The 13667-nt window shown below is 69.3% G+C and carries 13 protein-coding genes; 5 read left to right on the top strand and 8 right to left on the bottom strand.

Translation table 11 applies throughout. The features are described 5' to 3' along the window. Positions 1-4: 4 nt before the first annotated feature. Entirely contained in the window at positions 5-1399 is a 1395-nt protein-coding gene (locus tag FHR90_RS09890) for an FAD-binding oxidoreductase (RefSeq protein WP_183275155.1), read from the bottom strand. A 22-nt stretch (positions 1400-1421) separates the two neighbouring features. After that, on the bottom strand, positions 1422-2702 hold the full coding sequence (locus FHR90_RS09885; RefSeq protein ID WP_176625972.1) for an NCS2 family permease: 1281 nt from the start codon (positions 2700-2702) through the stop codon (positions 1422-1424). 135 nt (positions 2703-2837) lie between these two features. Here FHR90_RS09885 and FHR90_RS09880 point away from each other — a divergent pair, with 135 nt between their 5' ends. Further along, the gene (locus tag FHR90_RS09880) at positions 2838-3020 is read left to right on the top strand and encodes a hypothetical protein (RefSeq protein WP_176625974.1); all 183 of its coding nucleotides are present in this window, start codon (positions 2838-2840) and stop codon (positions 3018-3020) included. On the opposite strand, the gene FHR90_RS09875 is transcribed toward FHR90_RS09880, so the two are convergent. Then, on the bottom strand, positions 2992-3921 hold the full coding sequence (locus FHR90_RS09875; protein ID WP_183275154.1) for a LysR family transcriptional regulator: 930 nt from the start codon (positions 3919-3921) through the stop codon (positions 2992-2994). The genes FHR90_RS09880 and FHR90_RS09875 overlap by 29 nt on opposite strands. Before the next feature lie 85 nt (positions 3922-4006). Here FHR90_RS09875 and FHR90_RS09870 point away from each other — a divergent pair, with 85 nt between their 5' ends. From FHR90_RS09870 to FHR90_RS09860, 3 genes are read left to right on the top strand one after another with little or no spacing between them, the layout of a single operon-like run. Then, a complete protein-coding gene (locus FHR90_RS09870) occupies positions 4007-5230 on the top strand; it encodes an acyl-CoA dehydrogenase family protein (protein WP_176623605.1) in 1224 nt (407 codons plus the stop codon). Next, the gene (locus FHR90_RS09865) at positions 5227-6315 is read left to right on the top strand and encodes a phosphotransferase family protein (RefSeq protein WP_176623607.1); all 1089 of its coding nucleotides are present in this window, start codon (positions 5227-5229) and stop codon (positions 6313-6315) included. The genes FHR90_RS09870 and FHR90_RS09865 overlap by 4 nt, the downstream gene beginning before the upstream one ends. Further along, positions 6315-7085 (top strand): SDR family oxidoreductase, encoded by a 771-nt coding sequence (locus FHR90_RS09860; protein WP_176623609.1) that lies wholly within the window; start codon positions 6315-6317, stop codon positions 7083-7085. Before FHR90_RS09865 ends, FHR90_RS09860 begins: the two co-directional genes overlap by 1 nt. On the opposite strand, the gene FHR90_RS09855 is transcribed toward FHR90_RS09860, so the two are convergent. Together FHR90_RS09855 and FHR90_RS09850 are read right to left on the bottom strand one after the other, a co-directional pair. Continuing rightward, positions 7077-8846 carry an adenine deaminase gene (locus FHR90_RS09855; protein WP_176623611.1) on the bottom strand — a complete coding sequence of 590 codons (1770 nt, stop codon included), beginning with the start codon at positions 8844-8846 and terminating at the stop codon, positions 7077-7079. The two genes, FHR90_RS09860 and FHR90_RS09855, sit on opposite strands and share 9 nt — an antisense overlap. 11 nt (positions 8847-8857) lie before the next feature. Continuing rightward, positions 8858-10147: an NCS2 family permease gene (locus FHR90_RS09850; RefSeq protein WP_176623613.1), complete on the bottom strand. Its 1290-nt coding sequence runs from the start codon at positions 10145-10147 to the stop codon at positions 8858-8860. Positions 10148-10546: 399 nt separating this feature from the next. Between FHR90_RS09850 and FHR90_RS09845 the strand changes: the two genes are divergently transcribed. Continuing rightward, positions 10547-11032 (top strand): NADH-quinone oxidoreductase subunit B family protein, encoded by a 486-nt coding sequence (locus tag FHR90_RS09845; RefSeq protein ID WP_266152638.1) that lies wholly within the window; start codon positions 10547-10549, stop codon positions 11030-11032. Positions 11033-11174: 142 nt separating this feature from the next. Here the strand turns inward: FHR90_RS09845 and FHR90_RS09840 are convergent, their stop codons facing one another. From FHR90_RS09840 to FHR90_RS09830, 3 genes are all read right to left on the bottom strand, one after another. Next, positions 11175-12059, bottom strand: a complete 885-nt coding sequence (locus FHR90_RS09840; protein WP_246330168.1) for a CDP-alcohol phosphatidyltransferase family protein — start codon at positions 12057-12059, stop codon at positions 11175-11177. Beyond that, positions 12046-12723: a phosphatidylserine decarboxylase gene (locus FHR90_RS09835; RefSeq protein ID WP_176625860.1), complete on the bottom strand. Its 678-nt coding sequence runs from the start codon at positions 12721-12723 to the stop codon at positions 12046-12048. The genes FHR90_RS09840 and FHR90_RS09835 overlap by 14 nt, the downstream gene beginning before the upstream one ends. A 66-nt stretch (positions 12724-12789) precedes the next feature. After that, positions 12790-13611, bottom strand: coding sequence for a methyltransferase domain-containing protein (locus tag FHR90_RS09830; RefSeq protein WP_183275153.1), 822 nt, complete (start codon positions 13609-13611; stop codon positions 12790-12792). Between the last annotated feature and the right edge of the window lie 56 nt (positions 13612-13667).

The raw sequence follows: 13667 nt of genomic DNA, 5'->3' as shown, positions 1-13667 counted from the left end.
CGCGTCACGAGGCCAGGGCGGGCTGGTGCCAGCCGGTGGTCGGCAGGCTCGCACCGATATCGGCGGTCTCGACGTCGCTGGCCTCGAATTTGCCCGGATTGCACAGGCCGTGCGGATCCATCGCGGCGCGGAAGGCGCGTTCGCGTGCGGTGATCGGCTTCATGCCGTTTTCCTTGACGTGCATGGTGTGGGTGTTGGCCGACTGCACGCCTTCGGACTGCAGCTCCTCGATGAAGCGCGCCATGTGCTCCGGGCCCTGGTATTCGAACAATGGCGCACCCTGGCAGGTGAGCTGGCCGTCCATGCGCTTGAAGTCGAGGCGCAGCGGGCCGAGGTCGCGAAAGCGCGCGTAGACGCGCCCGACCGCGCCGAGGATGTCGTTGTGCGGAAAGATGCCGATATTGGTCAGCAGCTTCGGATTCACCTTGTTGGCGTGGAAGCGGGCATGACCGAAGCTGAACTCGTAGAGCGGGCGGCCGAAATCGCCCATCCCCTCGGGGCCCTGATAGACGATGGTGCCGTTGTGCTCGGCCGCAAGTTCCTCGAAGAACACCGCCGACGGCTCGGCGACGATGACATGCACGGTGTGGCGCCCGTCGCGGATGAAGCGCGCGAGCGGGGTGAAATAGCTCGGATACGGCCAGGCGTTCACCGCCACCATCTTCACCAGCAGCCCGTCCGCGCTCGCCATCGCGTGGCCGAAGCGCGCGGCGTCCATGAAGTCCTCGAAATCCACCACCGCCTCGCGCCAGGCCTGGGCATGGGCGAGCGGCAGCTCGATTTCGGTGACGATGCCGGTGGTGCCGTAGGTGTGGTGCATCAGGTTCACCTCGGAGCCGCGCAGCTCGACGATGCGCGGGGTCTCCTCGAGCGAGATCGCCTGCAATGCGGCCAGGTTGCCGCGATCGTGCAGGATGCCCCAGGCGACCGAGCCGATGCCGACATGGCCGCCGCCGACGAAGCCGCCGATGGTGGAGATGCGTTTGCTGGACGGAAACATCCGCAACTCGCGTCCGCGGGCGCGGGCGGCGTCGTCCACGGCCTCGATGACCATGCCGGGCTCGACGCGGATGGTGTCGCCCTCGTTGCGCACGACGCGGTCGAGCCCGGTCATCTCCAGGATGATGCCGCCGGCGAGCGGGATGCCCTGGCCCCAGTTGCAGGTGCCCAAGCCCCGCGGCAGCACAGCGATGCGGTGGCGCGCGGCGGCGGCGGCGATGCGGATCACCTCGTCGCGGGTGCGTGGGCTCACGACCAGCTCGGCGGTGCGGTCGCGCGCCTGCTCGCGCAGGATCGGGCTGAAGCCGACGGTCATGTCGCGGCTCTTGCGACGCACCAGGGCGGGGTCGTCGGTGTGCGGGATGTCGGCGATCAGGGTGCGGAAGTCGGCGAGGCTCATGGTGGGTTTTCCTTTGCGAAGATCAGTGAAGTCGGGAGATCACGACGTAGTAGGAGATGAACACGGCGGCCGCGCCCCACAGGATCGGCGAGGTGTGACGGATGCGGCCGCGCAGGGTCTCGATCAGCAGATGCGCGAAGGTGCCGAGCGCCATGCCGTTGATCAGATTGGCGGTGAAGCCGGCGCCGATCGCGGTCAGCAGCGCCGGCAGTGCCTGGTCGGGGTCGTCGAAGCGGAGTCGGCGCAGCGCCCCGAGCATCAGCAGCCCGACCGCGATCATCGCCGGTGCGGTGGCCTGGGCGGGAACGGCGATCAGCAGCGGCCAGAAGAACAGCGACAGGGCGAACAGGGCGGCGGCGGTGACCGCGGTCAGACCGGTGCGTCCGCCGGCCTCGATGCCGGCGAGGGACTCGACGAAGATGGTGACCACGGACGTGCCGAGCACGGGACCGATGATGGTCGCGGTGGCGTCGGCGGTGAAGATGCGGCGGACGGTGGCGTGGTCGGCGGCGAGCCCGGTGCCCTCGGTGACGGTGATCAGCGTGCCGAGGGTGGAGAAGAATTCCGAGCAGAAGAAATAGATCATCACCGGCGCGCAGAGGGCGAAATGGGTAAACACCCAGGCGAAATCGGCATGAAGGGCGATGCTTGACGGAAAATGCGGCCACGCCACCAATCGGGCGGGCAAGGCCGCGATGGCGCGCCCGTCGGGGTGGTGCAGGACCAGCGCGAAGGCGGTCAGCACGGCGATCGAGATCATCAGCGCGCCGCGGATGCCGCGGATGATCAGTGCGGTGGTCAGCCCGATGCCGCACAGCGTCAGCAGCACGGCGGGATCGGTGAGGCTGCCGAGGGTCACCAGCGTGCCCGGCGCGGCGCGGATGACGCCGCTGCCGCGCAGGGCGACGAAGATGATCAGCAGGCCGATGCCGGACTGGATGCCGATGCGCAGGCTGTCGGGCACCGCCTGCATCACCTTGCGGCGCAGGTCGGACAGGCTGAGTGCCAGAAACAGCGCGCCGGTGAGGATCACCATCGCCAGCCCCGCCTGCCAGGGGATGCCGAGCTGCCCGACCATCACCGAGGCGAAGACCACGTTCGAGCCCATCGCGGGGGCGGCGACGAGCGGGCGGTTGGAGGCGAGCCCGACCAGCAGCGTGCCGATCGTCGCCGCCAGCGCGGTGGCCATCACCAGATCGGCGCGATCCATGCCGGCCACACTCATCACCGCAGGATTGACCACCAGGATGAACGACATGGTGGCAAAGCTGGTGATGCCCGCGAGGATCTCGCGCCTGACCATCGGTGAGCCTCCCTCGTGTTGACGGGTCCTATCGAAGGCCGAAACAGTGCGGAGAAAAAGCGGATAATTCTCTCATCACCGTCAACTCAGGGTTCACACTCGCGGCGATCCCGATTTCGCGCTACCGATGCGGGGATGAAGCTGTGCGTCGTATTTTTGCTGTGCCTGTCCGCGTTCGGCCTGTCGGGGTGTGGCGGCGGGGAGGACTACCGCGCGACGCTGGCAAAATGCCGCGCCGATCGCTCGATCGCGCTGACCCCGCAATGTCGCGATGCGCGTGCGGCGGCCTTCAGGGCGCGGTTCGGCGCACGGGGGTGAGTGTGTCGCCGGTGGCGGCGATCACCGCATCCGCGATCCGCTCGCGCAGCCAGGCGAGGGCAGGGTCGTCATCGCGGGAGTCGTGCCAGTAGGCCAGCAGCGGGTAGGGGCGGATGCGCAGCGGCAGTTCGCACACCGCGATCGGCAGCAGGTCGGCCATGCGGCGCGCATAGGACCGCGGCAGGGTCAGCAGCATCTCGCCGGCGGCGGCGATCTGGCAGGCGGCGAAATAGTGCTGGCAGACGATGCCGATGCGTCGCTCGCGCCCGTCATTGCGCAACAGCAGGTCGATGGTGCCGGTCTCGCCGAGCGGGGCGACGCTGACATGGGTGGCGGCGAGATAGTGGCTGCGGGACAGGTTGGCGGCGGCGGGGTGGTCGCGTCGCATCGCCACCACCAGATCGTCATCGACCAGGGCGAGTTCGCGCATCTGCGGGTGCGGCGGCAGGCGGCGCTCGATGGCGAGATCGAGCTGGCCGGAGCCGAGCTGGCGTGCGACCTCGCCGGTCGCCACCCGGCGGCTGATCAGGCGCAGCTTCGGGGCGGCGGTCGCCAGCGTCGCCGCGAGGGCGGGCAGGGCGATCGATTCCAGCATGTCGCGGATGCCGACCACCACCTCGCCTTCCCAGCGCGCCGGGTCGAACGCGGCATGCAGGTGGATGATGCCCTGCAGGCCGCGCAGGTGGCGACGCACCTCGCCGATCACCGCCTCGGTGCGGGCGGTGGGGATGAGGTGGTTGCCCTGGCGGACGAACAGCGGATCGTCGAAGGCGACGCGCAGACGGGCCAGCGCGTGGCTGATCGCCGGCTGGGTGAGGTTCAGCGCGCGGGCGGCCGCGGTCACGCCGCCGGTCTCGTGGATCGCGTCGAGCACGCGGTAGAGGTTGAGGTCGGGCTGCATCGCTCGCACATTAGACCCGTTTATGGCGGGTAATGCCGAATATTCATTTCACTGATCGGCGCGAGCGTCCTACGCCTGTTGTGCCATGGATTTCTCGCCCTCCGAACGCAGCCTCGCGCTGTCCGAACAGCTCCGCCGCTTCCTGCGCGAGGAGGTGATCCCCGCCGAGCCCGCGTATCACGCCCAGCTCGCCGGCGGGGCGGACTGGCGGGGCTGGCGGCAGCCACAGGTGATGGAGGACCTCAAGGCGCGGGCGCGCGCGGCAGGGTTGTGGAACCTGTTCCTGCCGGATGCGACGCATGGGGCAGGACTGACCAACGCCGAGTATGCGCCGCTCGCCGAGATCATGGGCCATTCGTTCATCGCGCCCGAGGTCTTCAACTGCAACGCGCCCGATACGGGCAACATGGAGGTGCTGGCGCAGTATGGCTCGCCCGCGCAGCAGCAGCGCTGGCTCGAGCCGCTGCTCGCCGGCACGATCCGCTCGGGGTTCTGCATGACGGAGCCGGACGTCGCCTCGTCGGATGCGACCAACATGGCAGCGACCGCCACGGTCGAGGGCGACGAGGTGGTGCTCAATGGCCGCAAGTGGTGGACCACCGGGCTGGGGCATCCGAACCTGAAGATCCTGATCTTCATGGGGCTGACCGACCCGCAGGCCGATCCTTACCGACGTCATTCGATGGTGCTTTGCCCGGTCGAGGCTCCGGGAGTGCGGATCGAGCGGATGCTGCCGGTGTTCGGCAATTACGACGAGCCCGCCGGACATGGCGAGGTGAGCTTCGACAACGTGCGGCTGCCGCTCGACCACATCATCCTCGGCCCCGGGCGCGGCTTCGAGATCGCGCAGGGGCGGCTCGGGCCAGGGCGCATCCATCACTGCATGCGTGCGCTGGGGGCGGCGGAACGCGCGCTCAGCCTGCTGTGCCGACGGGCGACGTCGCGCACGGCGTTCGGCAAGCCGCTTGCCGCGCTCGGGTCTAATGGCGACATCATCGCCGAGCTGCGCATCGCCATCGACCAGGCGCGGCTGCTGACCTTGCACGCCGCCTGGACGATCGACACACAGGGGATCAAGGCGGCGATGAGCCTGATCTCGCAGATCAAGGTGGTGGTGCCGATGGTGGCCCAGCGCGCCGCCGATGCGGCGATCCAGATCCATGGCGGCGCGGGGGTGTCGGAAGATTTCCCGCTGGCCGCGCTCTATGCCTATGCGCGGGTGCTGCGGCTTGCCGACGGGCCCGACGAGGTGCATCGGCGGCAGGTGGCGAAGCTGGAGCTGGCGCGCCAGAAGAGGGAGGCGGCATGAACACGCTGATCGACACCGCCCGCGCGGTCCGCGACGAGGACCGGATCGACATCGCGGCGCTGGACGACTTCCTCAAGGCGCATGTCGACGGGCTGGAGGGTGTGCCCGAGATCCGGCAGTTCGCAGGTGGCGCCTCCAATCTTACCTATCTGGTGCGCTACGGCGATCGCGAGATGGTGCTGCGCCGGCCGCCGGCGGGAGTAAAGGCGGCAGGCGCGCATGACATGCTGCGCGAGGCGGCGGTGATGACGGCGCTGCGGCCGGTCTATCCGCTGGTGCCTCAGGTTCTGGCGCGCAGCGACGATGCGTCGATCCTGGGCGCGCCGTTCTTCGTCATGGAGCGCATCGCCGGCATCATCCTGCGGCGCGACCTGCCTGCGGGGTTCGCGCTCGATGCCGATGGCGTCACCAGGCTTTGCGAGAATTTCGTCGAGGGGCTGGTGGCCCTGCATTCGGTCGACACCGCCCGACCCGAGATCGCGGCCCTGGGTCGAGGCGAGGGCTATGTCGGCCGCCAGGTTGCCGGCTGGACGAAGCGCTGGCGCGATGCGCTCACCGAAGGCACCGATGCGATCGAGGACGTCACCGACTGGCTGGCCGCGAACCAGCCGGCGCGCGAGACGCGCATCTGCGTGATCCACAACGACTACCGGCTCGACAACGTGGTGCTGGATGCGAACGATCCGCTGCGTATCATCGGTGTTCTGGACTGGGAGATGGCGACGCTTGGCGATCCGCTGATGGATCTGGGTGGCTCGCTGGCCTATTGGGTCGAGGCGGGTGACGATGCGGCGTTCCGCGCCCTGCGCCGGCAGCCGAGCCAGGTGCCGGGAATGCTGACGCGCGCGCAGATCGTGCAGCGCTACGGCGCGCGCACCGGCATCGATGTGAGCGGGTTCACCTTCTACGAGGTGTTCGGCCTGTTCCGGCTGATGGGCATCGCGCAGCAGATCTGGCGGCGTTTCGTGCTCGGCCAGACCACTAATCCCCAATTTGCGGGATTTGGCGAGGCGGTGCGTTATCTGGGGACGCGCTGCCGGCGATTGATCGCCGAGAACCAACACGAAACGGGGAAACAGGGCTGATGTCGCTGGCTGGATTGTTCGACCTGACCGACAAGGTGGCGGTCGTCACCGGGGCCAGCCGTGGTATCGGCGAGGAGGCGGCGAAGCTGCTCGCCGAGGCCGGCGCGCATGTGGTGGTCTCCAGTCGCAGGCTCGACGGCTGCCAGCGCGTGGTGGACGAAATCACGGTCGCCGGCGGCTCGGCGGAGGCGATCGCCTGTCATGTCGGCGATCTCGACCAGATCGCGTCGCTGTTCGCGCGGCTCGGCGAGACGCATGGCCGGCTCGACATCCTTGTCAACAATGCCGCCGCCAACCCGTATTTCGGGCCCGTGACCGAGACCTCGATGGAGGCGTACGACAAGACGGTGGACGTGAACATCCGCGGCTATTTCTTCATGTCCAGCCACGGGGCGAAACTGATCGGCAGCAGCGGCGGTGGTGCGATCGTCAATGTCGCGTCCGTCAACGGTGTGATCCCCGGTGCGGGGCAGGGCATCTATTCGATCACCAAGGCGGCGGTGATCTCGATGACCAAGGTGTTCGCCGTCGAGTGCGCGGCGGCCGGCGTGCGCTGCAACGCGGTGCTGCCGGGGTTGACCGACACCAAGTTCGCCTCCGCCCTCACCGGCCAGCCGCAGATCCTCAAACAGGTTCTCGCCCATGTGCCGATGCGCCGGGTCGCAGCGCCCTCGGAGATGGCGGGTGTGATCCTGTATCTCGCGTCGCCGGCGTCGAGTTACGCCACCGGCAGCATCATCAACGTCGACGGCGGCTATCTTTCAGTGTGAGGTCACCAGCGGGCTGGTCTCGATCCGGCCCGTCATGCCGTCGGTGATGCCGAGATCGGTGACGTGGGGGCCGGGGTTGCAGGCCAGCGAGGCGCCGATCGCGAGCTTGACCAGCGGGATCGGCAGGCCGGTGGCAATTGCGTCCGAGGCGGCGCGCAGGCGGGCGAAGCGTTCGGCAATCACATGCGGCGGGGCTTCGGACAGCACGCCGCAGACCTCCATCTCCAGCACCTCGGCGGCCCCGTCGGCATCGACCGCCGCCATGCCGCCGCCGCTGGCGATCAGCGCGTTCGCAGCCTGCGCCATCAGTACCGGATCGCGGCCGAAGACCGCGAGGTTGTGACTGTCATGCAGCGTGGTGGTGGCGAAGGCGCCCGTCCACGCGCCCCAGCCTTCCAGCACGCCGAGACCGGGCCGGTCGGAGGCGCCATAGCGGTTGAACACCGCCATCAGGATGCAGTCCTCGGGCAGCAGGACGATGCCGTCGCGCACCTCCGTCTCGCGCGTCGCCCAACGTGTGAAGCGCGGGGTGTGGACGGTGTGCAGCGTGGCGCGATCGCCGCTCGCCGCGATGCGGAACGCCTCGGTGCCGACCGGAGCGAGGTTCATCGTCGAGACCGGCGCACCGGGCGGGTCGAGGCGGAGGGGCACGGTCAGGCGTCCGTCCACCGCGCTCTCGACTCCTGAAGTGAAGACCCGGCGGACGTCGAAATCGGCGAGGTCGCCGAACACCACCAGATCGGCGCGGCGCCCGGGCGCGACCAGGCCGAGATCGCGCCGACCGAGCCACATGGCTGCGTTGAGCGTGCCGCAGCGAAGCACGTCGATCGGGTTCATGCCGGCGCCGACCAGCAGTTTCACCAGAGGCAGCAGCCCGCCGCGCGCGACGAGGTCGTCGGGGAAGATGTCGTCGGTGCACAGGGTGACGGTCTGCGGCACCCGGCCGAGTTCGGCGAAGGCAGCCACGGCTTCGAGCGCCATGGCCTCGTGCGAGGCACGGATTTCCAGCGTGAAGCCGGCGCGCAGCTTGGCGAGCACATCCGCATGGCCGGTGAGTTCGTGATCGGAGGCGATGCCGGCGGCGGCGAAGGCCTGGAGGTTGGCGCCCTCGAGCCCACGCGCATGGCCGAACACGATCTTGCCGCTGTCGAGCCCGGCCTGCACGATGCCGCTCATATGCGCCGAGCGCTCGATCACGCCGCGCATGTCCATCACCTCGGCCACCCCGATCACTTCCGGCCAGGACAGCATCTCCGTCATCGCGGCCGCGTCGAATACCGCGCCGGCGCGCTCAAGCCCGGGCGCGGAGGGCACGCAGGACGGCGCCTCGACCAGAATTCGCAACGGCAGCCCGCGCGAGGCGGCCACCGCCCAGCGGACGGCATCGAGACCGCCGACATTGCCCACCTCGTGCGGATCCCAGCAGATCGTGGTGGTCCCCTGCGGCACCACCACTTCCGCATAGCCCCGCGGCGTGATCATCGAGCTCTCGATATGCAGATGGGTGTCGATCAGCCCCGGGGCGACGACGGCGCCGTCGAGCTCGATGATCCGCGCGGCATCGCTGCGGCTGCCGCGCGGATGCACAGAGGCGATCATCGGCCCGACCAGGCCGAGATCGGCGACCCGCAGCTCGCCGGTGACCATGTCGGCGACCTGCCCGCCGCACAGCAGCACGTCGAATTCCGCATCGCCCCGTGCCGCCCTGACTGCGCGATCGCGCAGCGCGGGATCGTCGAGTTCGGCGTCGGGATGGGTCATGGTTGCCTCGTTCAGTGAGAGGTCATGGTGCTGAGCACCAGATAGAGCACGAGCATCGCGTCGGTCAGCCACATGATGGCTGGAACCCGCAGCTGTTCGGCCAGCGCGAGCAGGGTCCAGGCGAGGCAGCCGGCGGCCAGGCCGGCGACCAGATTGCCGGTCGCCACCGTCAGCAGCAGGATCAGCACCGTGCCGACCATGTCGCGCAGCCGGCCGAATTCGAGCTGCCGCAGCCCGTCCATCATCAGCACGCCGACCATCACCAGCGCCGGCGCGGTCGCCTGCGGTGGGATCGCGGCGATCAGCGGCCAGAAGAACGCCGAGGCGCCGAACAGCAGCCCGGCGAACACCGCCACCCAGCCGGTGCGGCCGCCGCTCTCCACCCCGGTCGCCGATTCCACATAGGCCACCACGGTCGGGCTGCCGATGCAGGCACCGGCGATGGAGGCGAGCCCGTCGGCGAGATAGGCGCGGCGCCCGTTCGGCAGATGGCCCTGCGCATCCATCAGCCCGGCGCGCCGGGTGACACCGATCAGCGTCGCGGTGGCCGAGAAGAAATCGCCGAGGAAGAAATAGCCCACCAGCGGCAGCGCCAGCCCGAGATGGGTGAGGAATTCATGCCAGTCGAAGGCGAGGACATAGGCGCCGGGCCAGGGCGGCACCTGCACCGGGGCGGACGGCAGCCGGGTGACCATGTGGCCGCCTGGCCCGGGGACGAACACGCCGATCGCGGTGATCGCCGCGATCGAGATCAGCAGCGCGCCTGGGATGCGGCGCACCATCAGCAGCGGGGTGACGATCAGGGCTGCGAAACTCAGCAGCACTGCCGGCTGCCTCAGGTCGCCGAAATGCCCCGCCGAGGTCAGCAACCCGCCGTTGCGCAGCCCGATCGCGGCGATGAACAGCCCGAGGCCACCCTGCAGTCCGATGCGGATGCAGTCGGGAAACCCCGCCACCAGCCGCTCGCGCAACCGGCTTGCCGAAAACACCGTGAACAACACGCCGCCGATCAGCACCATCGCCAGCGCGGTGCCGTAGCTGACGCCGTCGCCGGCCAACGCGGCCTGTGCGAACACCACGTTGGAGCCCATCCCCGGTGCGAGCGCGATCGGCAGCCGGCCGATCAGGCCCATCAGCAGCGAGCCGATCATCGCCGCCATCGCGGTGATCACGATCAGCATGTGGCGATCCGCGCCCGTCGCCGACAGGATCTGCGGATTGACGATGATCACGTAGCCCATCGCGCCGAAGGTGGTGAAGGCGGCGACGAGCTCGTCGGCCAGGCGCGGCCGACCCTGCATCGAGGGCACTGACAGCCAGGCGAGCCACCGACCGGCCGGGTCCGACGCTTCTGGTTGCCGATCCGGAATTATCACGCGAGACGAGCCATGTGGCGAGGGTGCGGCAGCCTCCGGACGCATCGCAAGCGCCTTTTTTAGCTCGCTGTGCGCGCACGAGTGCAGCACTCTTCGGACAGACTCAGGGCCGAGCGCGCCTCGACGACGCAAGCTGCGCCGTTCGATCCCGACGACGTCGCCACCCACTGGCCGCTCGCCAAAAGCCAGTGTCGGCCACATCGAACCAGTCCGCGCCCGGGATAGCACCGTCGCGCTGCTGGTCGCCGGTGGCGGCGCTGGCTTTCGACGCTGCCTGAAACGCGTTGGCTGGAAACCCTCGGTCTCTCGCGGCACAATGGCGCGGTGGACGATCTCGAATCTCTGACTCGGCCCGACGATGCGCAGGTCGCCGCCTTGCGCGCGCGCATGGAAGCCGCTTCCCAGCGCCGGCTCGGCCGCAGTCTCGCCCTCGCGCGGCTCGATCTGGGCGGCAGCGGCGGCTGCGGGCTCGAGCTCGCAGCCCTGGGCGGCCTGACCTACCAGCTTGGCCGCTACGGGCTGCGCTTCGTCGACTCGCCGCGTCAGGCGGACGTGCTGCTGGTCGGCGGCGCGCTGACCCGCACCATGCGCGGCGCGCTGGACGCCGCCTGGGCGACGATGGCGGCGCCGAAATGGCTGGTGGCGATCGGCGACTGCGCCGTCGATGGCGGGGCGTTCAAGGGCAGCTATGCCGTGGCGGGCGGGATCAATACCATCCTGCCGGTCGACCTGATCGTCCGTGGCTGCCCGCCGCGCCCGGTGGAGATTCTGCTCGGCCTGCGCGCACTGCTGGAGGCGAACGCCGACTAGAGGGTGTTATGAACCCGCGTTTTCTGGCCTGCAAACCGCGCATGTCCTGCGCTTCGATGCTCATGGCCGATCACGGCCACTCCGCTTCAATGTTCGAAAACGCACGGTTTTCGGCTCAGACTCCGCAAATTCATGACACCCTCTAGCCCGCCGGCTCGGGCTCCTCGGGGGCATCCTCGATCAGCAGATCCGCATCGCGGCGCAGCGAATGGTAGCTGCGGCGGCTGAACGGGATCGTCACGAGATAGATCAGCCCCGCCGCCGCAAGCGCGGCCCAGGGGTCGGCGACCAGCACGGCGACATACGCGCTGATGCCGAGCAGCACCGGCAGCACATAGGCGGCCGGAACCTTGAAGTTCTTGAAGCTCCAGATCGGCAGCGTCGAGACCAGCAGGAAGGCGACGCCGATCAGCACCAGGGCGACGAGGCCGGGGTTGTGGGCTACGCGCCACAACCAGTCGAGATGCTGATGCCGCGCCTCGAGGCCGAGGAAGATCGGAAACATCGCCAGCCCCGCGCCGGCCGGCGCGGGGACGCCGGTGAAGAAGTTCTGTGCATAGGCCGGCCGGTCCTCGTCGGCGCCGAGCCCGGCGTTGAAACGGGCCAGGCGCAGGCCCATGCAGACGGCGAACATCATGCAGGGCAGGAAGCCGTAGGGGCCGGTCTCGTGCAGCGTCCAGGCATAGAGGATGAAGGCCGGGGCGACGCCGAAACAGAAGAAGTCCGAGAGGCTGTCGAACTCGGCGCCGAAGCGCGAGGTGGCGCGCAGCAGCCGGGCGATGCGTCCGTCGAGCCCGTCGATGCAGGCGGCGATCAGCAGGGCGACGGCGGCGGGGCCGAATTCGCCGTCCATCGCCATGCGCATGCCGTTGAGCCCGGCGCACAGCCCGATCAGGGTGAGGATGTTGGGGATCAGCCGGTTGAACGACTGTCCCTTGAAGCGGGGGCGCGAATCCGGGCGGCGGCGCAGGCGGCGCAGCCGCCGGCGTCTGCGTCGCGCCGCGGTGAGGCGCTCAGAGTTCGGCAATGACGGTCTCGCCGCCGATCATCGTCTGGCCCACCGAGACCAGCGGCACCGTGCCCGGCGGCAGGTAGAGATCGGTGCGGCTGCCGAAGCGGATGATGCCGAAGCGCTCGCCGCGCGCGAAGCTCTGGCCCGGTTTCGCGCTGCACAGGATGCGGCGCGCCACCAGGCCGGCAATCTGCACCACCGCCATTGCCCGCCCGTCCGGCAGGCGCAGGGCCAGGGCGTTGCGCTCATTGAGATCGGAGGCCTTGTCGAGGCTGGCGTTGAGGAACTGGCCCTTGTGGTAGGCGACCGCGGTCACCTCCGCAGCCACCGGCATGCGGTTGACATGCACGTCGAGCACCGAAAGGAAGATCGCCACCCGCGGCAGCGCGGCCGGGCCGAGGCCGAGTTCGGGCGGCGGCACCGCGTCGCCGACCATCACCACATGTCCGTCGGCGGGCGCGATGGCGAGACCGGGGCGCGTGGGCGCGATGCGCTCGGGGTCGCGGAAGAAATACAGGCAGAACAGTACGAAAATCAGCCCGAGCACGCCGGCGGCATGCGCCCAGGAATTGGGCAGGATCGCACCTGCGACAGCGACGATGCCGCCGCCGATCAGGAACGGCTTCGCGGCGGGGTGCGGCGGGGCGACGACGAGCTTGATGGAGTGCAGCAGCGACATGATGCGTCGTTCATCCTCGACCCGCCCGACCGGGTCAAGCGGGCCGGCGGCAGAGGCGAGCCGCTTTCAGGCGGTCGCCATCACCCGACGCGGGATCCGCGCGCCCGCGCGGATCAGCGGCAGCCCGGCATAGACGTCCTTGACCGCGACGGCGACGATCACGCCGCCGAACAGCGGGTCGCCGATCGCGCTCAGCCGCGGCCGCGCGCTCGGCAGGGCGACGGCGAGACGCCGGGTCTCGGTGCGGAACAGGTTGTCGGCCAGCAGCCGGTCGAGCTCGCTGATGCCCATCGCCCGACCGCGGCCGAACGGGGTGGAGGGCAGATGCGCCAGCGGTCCGCCTCGATTCGGCACCACCACCACCAGCCTGCCGTGATCGGCGAGCAACTTCCACGCTTCGCGCAGCACAGAGCGGGGATCGTCGCTGAATTCGAGGGCATGCACCACAATCACCAGATCGGCCGGGTCGATCCGCTCGGTCGGCACCGGCATCAGGCTCGCGTCGATGCGCCGCGCCTGTGGCCAGCAGCGCAGGAACGGGCCCGGATAGCCCAGGCCCGCGACGAGCGAGCCCCGGCCGAACTCGCCCACCAGCCGGCGCATCGTCGCCGAGAGCTGCCGTGCCACCTCCGCGCCGCGCGCGGTGCCGTAGAAACGGCCGAGCTCGACAAGATCCGGGGGCGCCTCGCGCTCGGGCCATGCGGGTGGGCGCAGATGGCGGGCGCCGCGCGTGCCGGCAACCACGCCGCGCCGGGCGATTGCAAACAGGCCGGCCGAGAAGGTGTTCAGTCGTGCGCGGACTCCGGGGCCCGGCTCTGCCGCCTGTCGTCCGACCTGTGGTCTTGCCTGTCGTCTTGCCATCAGGCGCTTGGGCAGGGCATCGAACATCCGCATCCCATAGCACGGGGCGTGCGTTGCCGACACCGTCGCCGAGGTTGCAAAGA

Origin of the sequence: Endobacter medicaginis (assembly GCF_014192375.1) — a bacterium.
In the GTDB taxonomy this organism is placed as follows: domain Bacteria; phylum Pseudomonadota; class Alphaproteobacteria; order Acetobacterales; family Acetobacteraceae; genus Endobacter; species Endobacter medicaginis.
The sequence above is the reverse complement of the archived record's forward strand: the minus strand, read 5'-3'. Positions and strand labels throughout refer to the sequence as shown.

Excerpts from the sequence above, each read along its gene's own strand:
- FHR90_RS09890 (WP_183275155.1), bottom strand. The coding sequence starts at position 1,399 with ATGAGCCTCGCCGACTTCCGCACCCTGATCGCCGACATCCCGCACACC.
- FHR90_RS09885 (WP_176625972.1), bottom strand. The coding sequence starts at position 2,702 with ATGGTCAGGCGCGAGATCCTCGCGGGCATCACCAGCTTTGCCACCATG.
- FHR90_RS09880 (WP_176625974.1), top strand. The coding sequence starts at position 2,838 with ATGAAGCTGTGCGTCGTATTTTTGCTGTGCCTGTCCGCGTTCGGCCTG.
- FHR90_RS09875 (WP_183275154.1), bottom strand. The coding sequence starts at position 3,921 with ATGCAGCCCGACCTCAACCTCTACCGCGTGCTCGACGCGATCCACGAG.
- FHR90_RS09870 (WP_176623605.1), top strand. The coding sequence starts at position 4,007 with ATGGATTTCTCGCCCTCCGAACGCAGCCTCGCGCTGTCCGAACAGCTC.
- FHR90_RS09865 (WP_176623607.1), top strand. The coding sequence starts at position 5,227 with ATGAACACGCTGATCGACACCGCCCGCGCGGTCCGCGACGAGGACCGG.
- FHR90_RS09860 (WP_176623609.1), top strand. The coding sequence starts at position 6,315 with ATGTCGCTGGCTGGATTGTTCGACCTGACCGACAAGGTGGCGGTCGTC.
- FHR90_RS09855 (WP_176623611.1), bottom strand. The coding sequence starts at position 8,846 with ATGACCCATCCCGACGCCGAACTCGACGATCCCGCGCTGCGCGATCGC.
- FHR90_RS09850 (WP_176623613.1), bottom strand. The coding sequence starts at position 10,147 with ATGCAGGGTCGGCCGCGCCTGGCCGACGAGCTCGTCGCCGCCTTCACC.
- FHR90_RS09835 (WP_176625860.1), bottom strand. The coding sequence starts at position 12,723 with ATGTCGCTGCTGCACTCCATCAAGCTCGTCGTCGCCCCGCCGCACCCC.
- FHR90_RS09830 (WP_183275153.1), bottom strand. The coding sequence starts at position 13,611 with ATGTTCGATGCCCTGCCCAAGCGCCTGATGGCAAGACGACAGGCAAGA.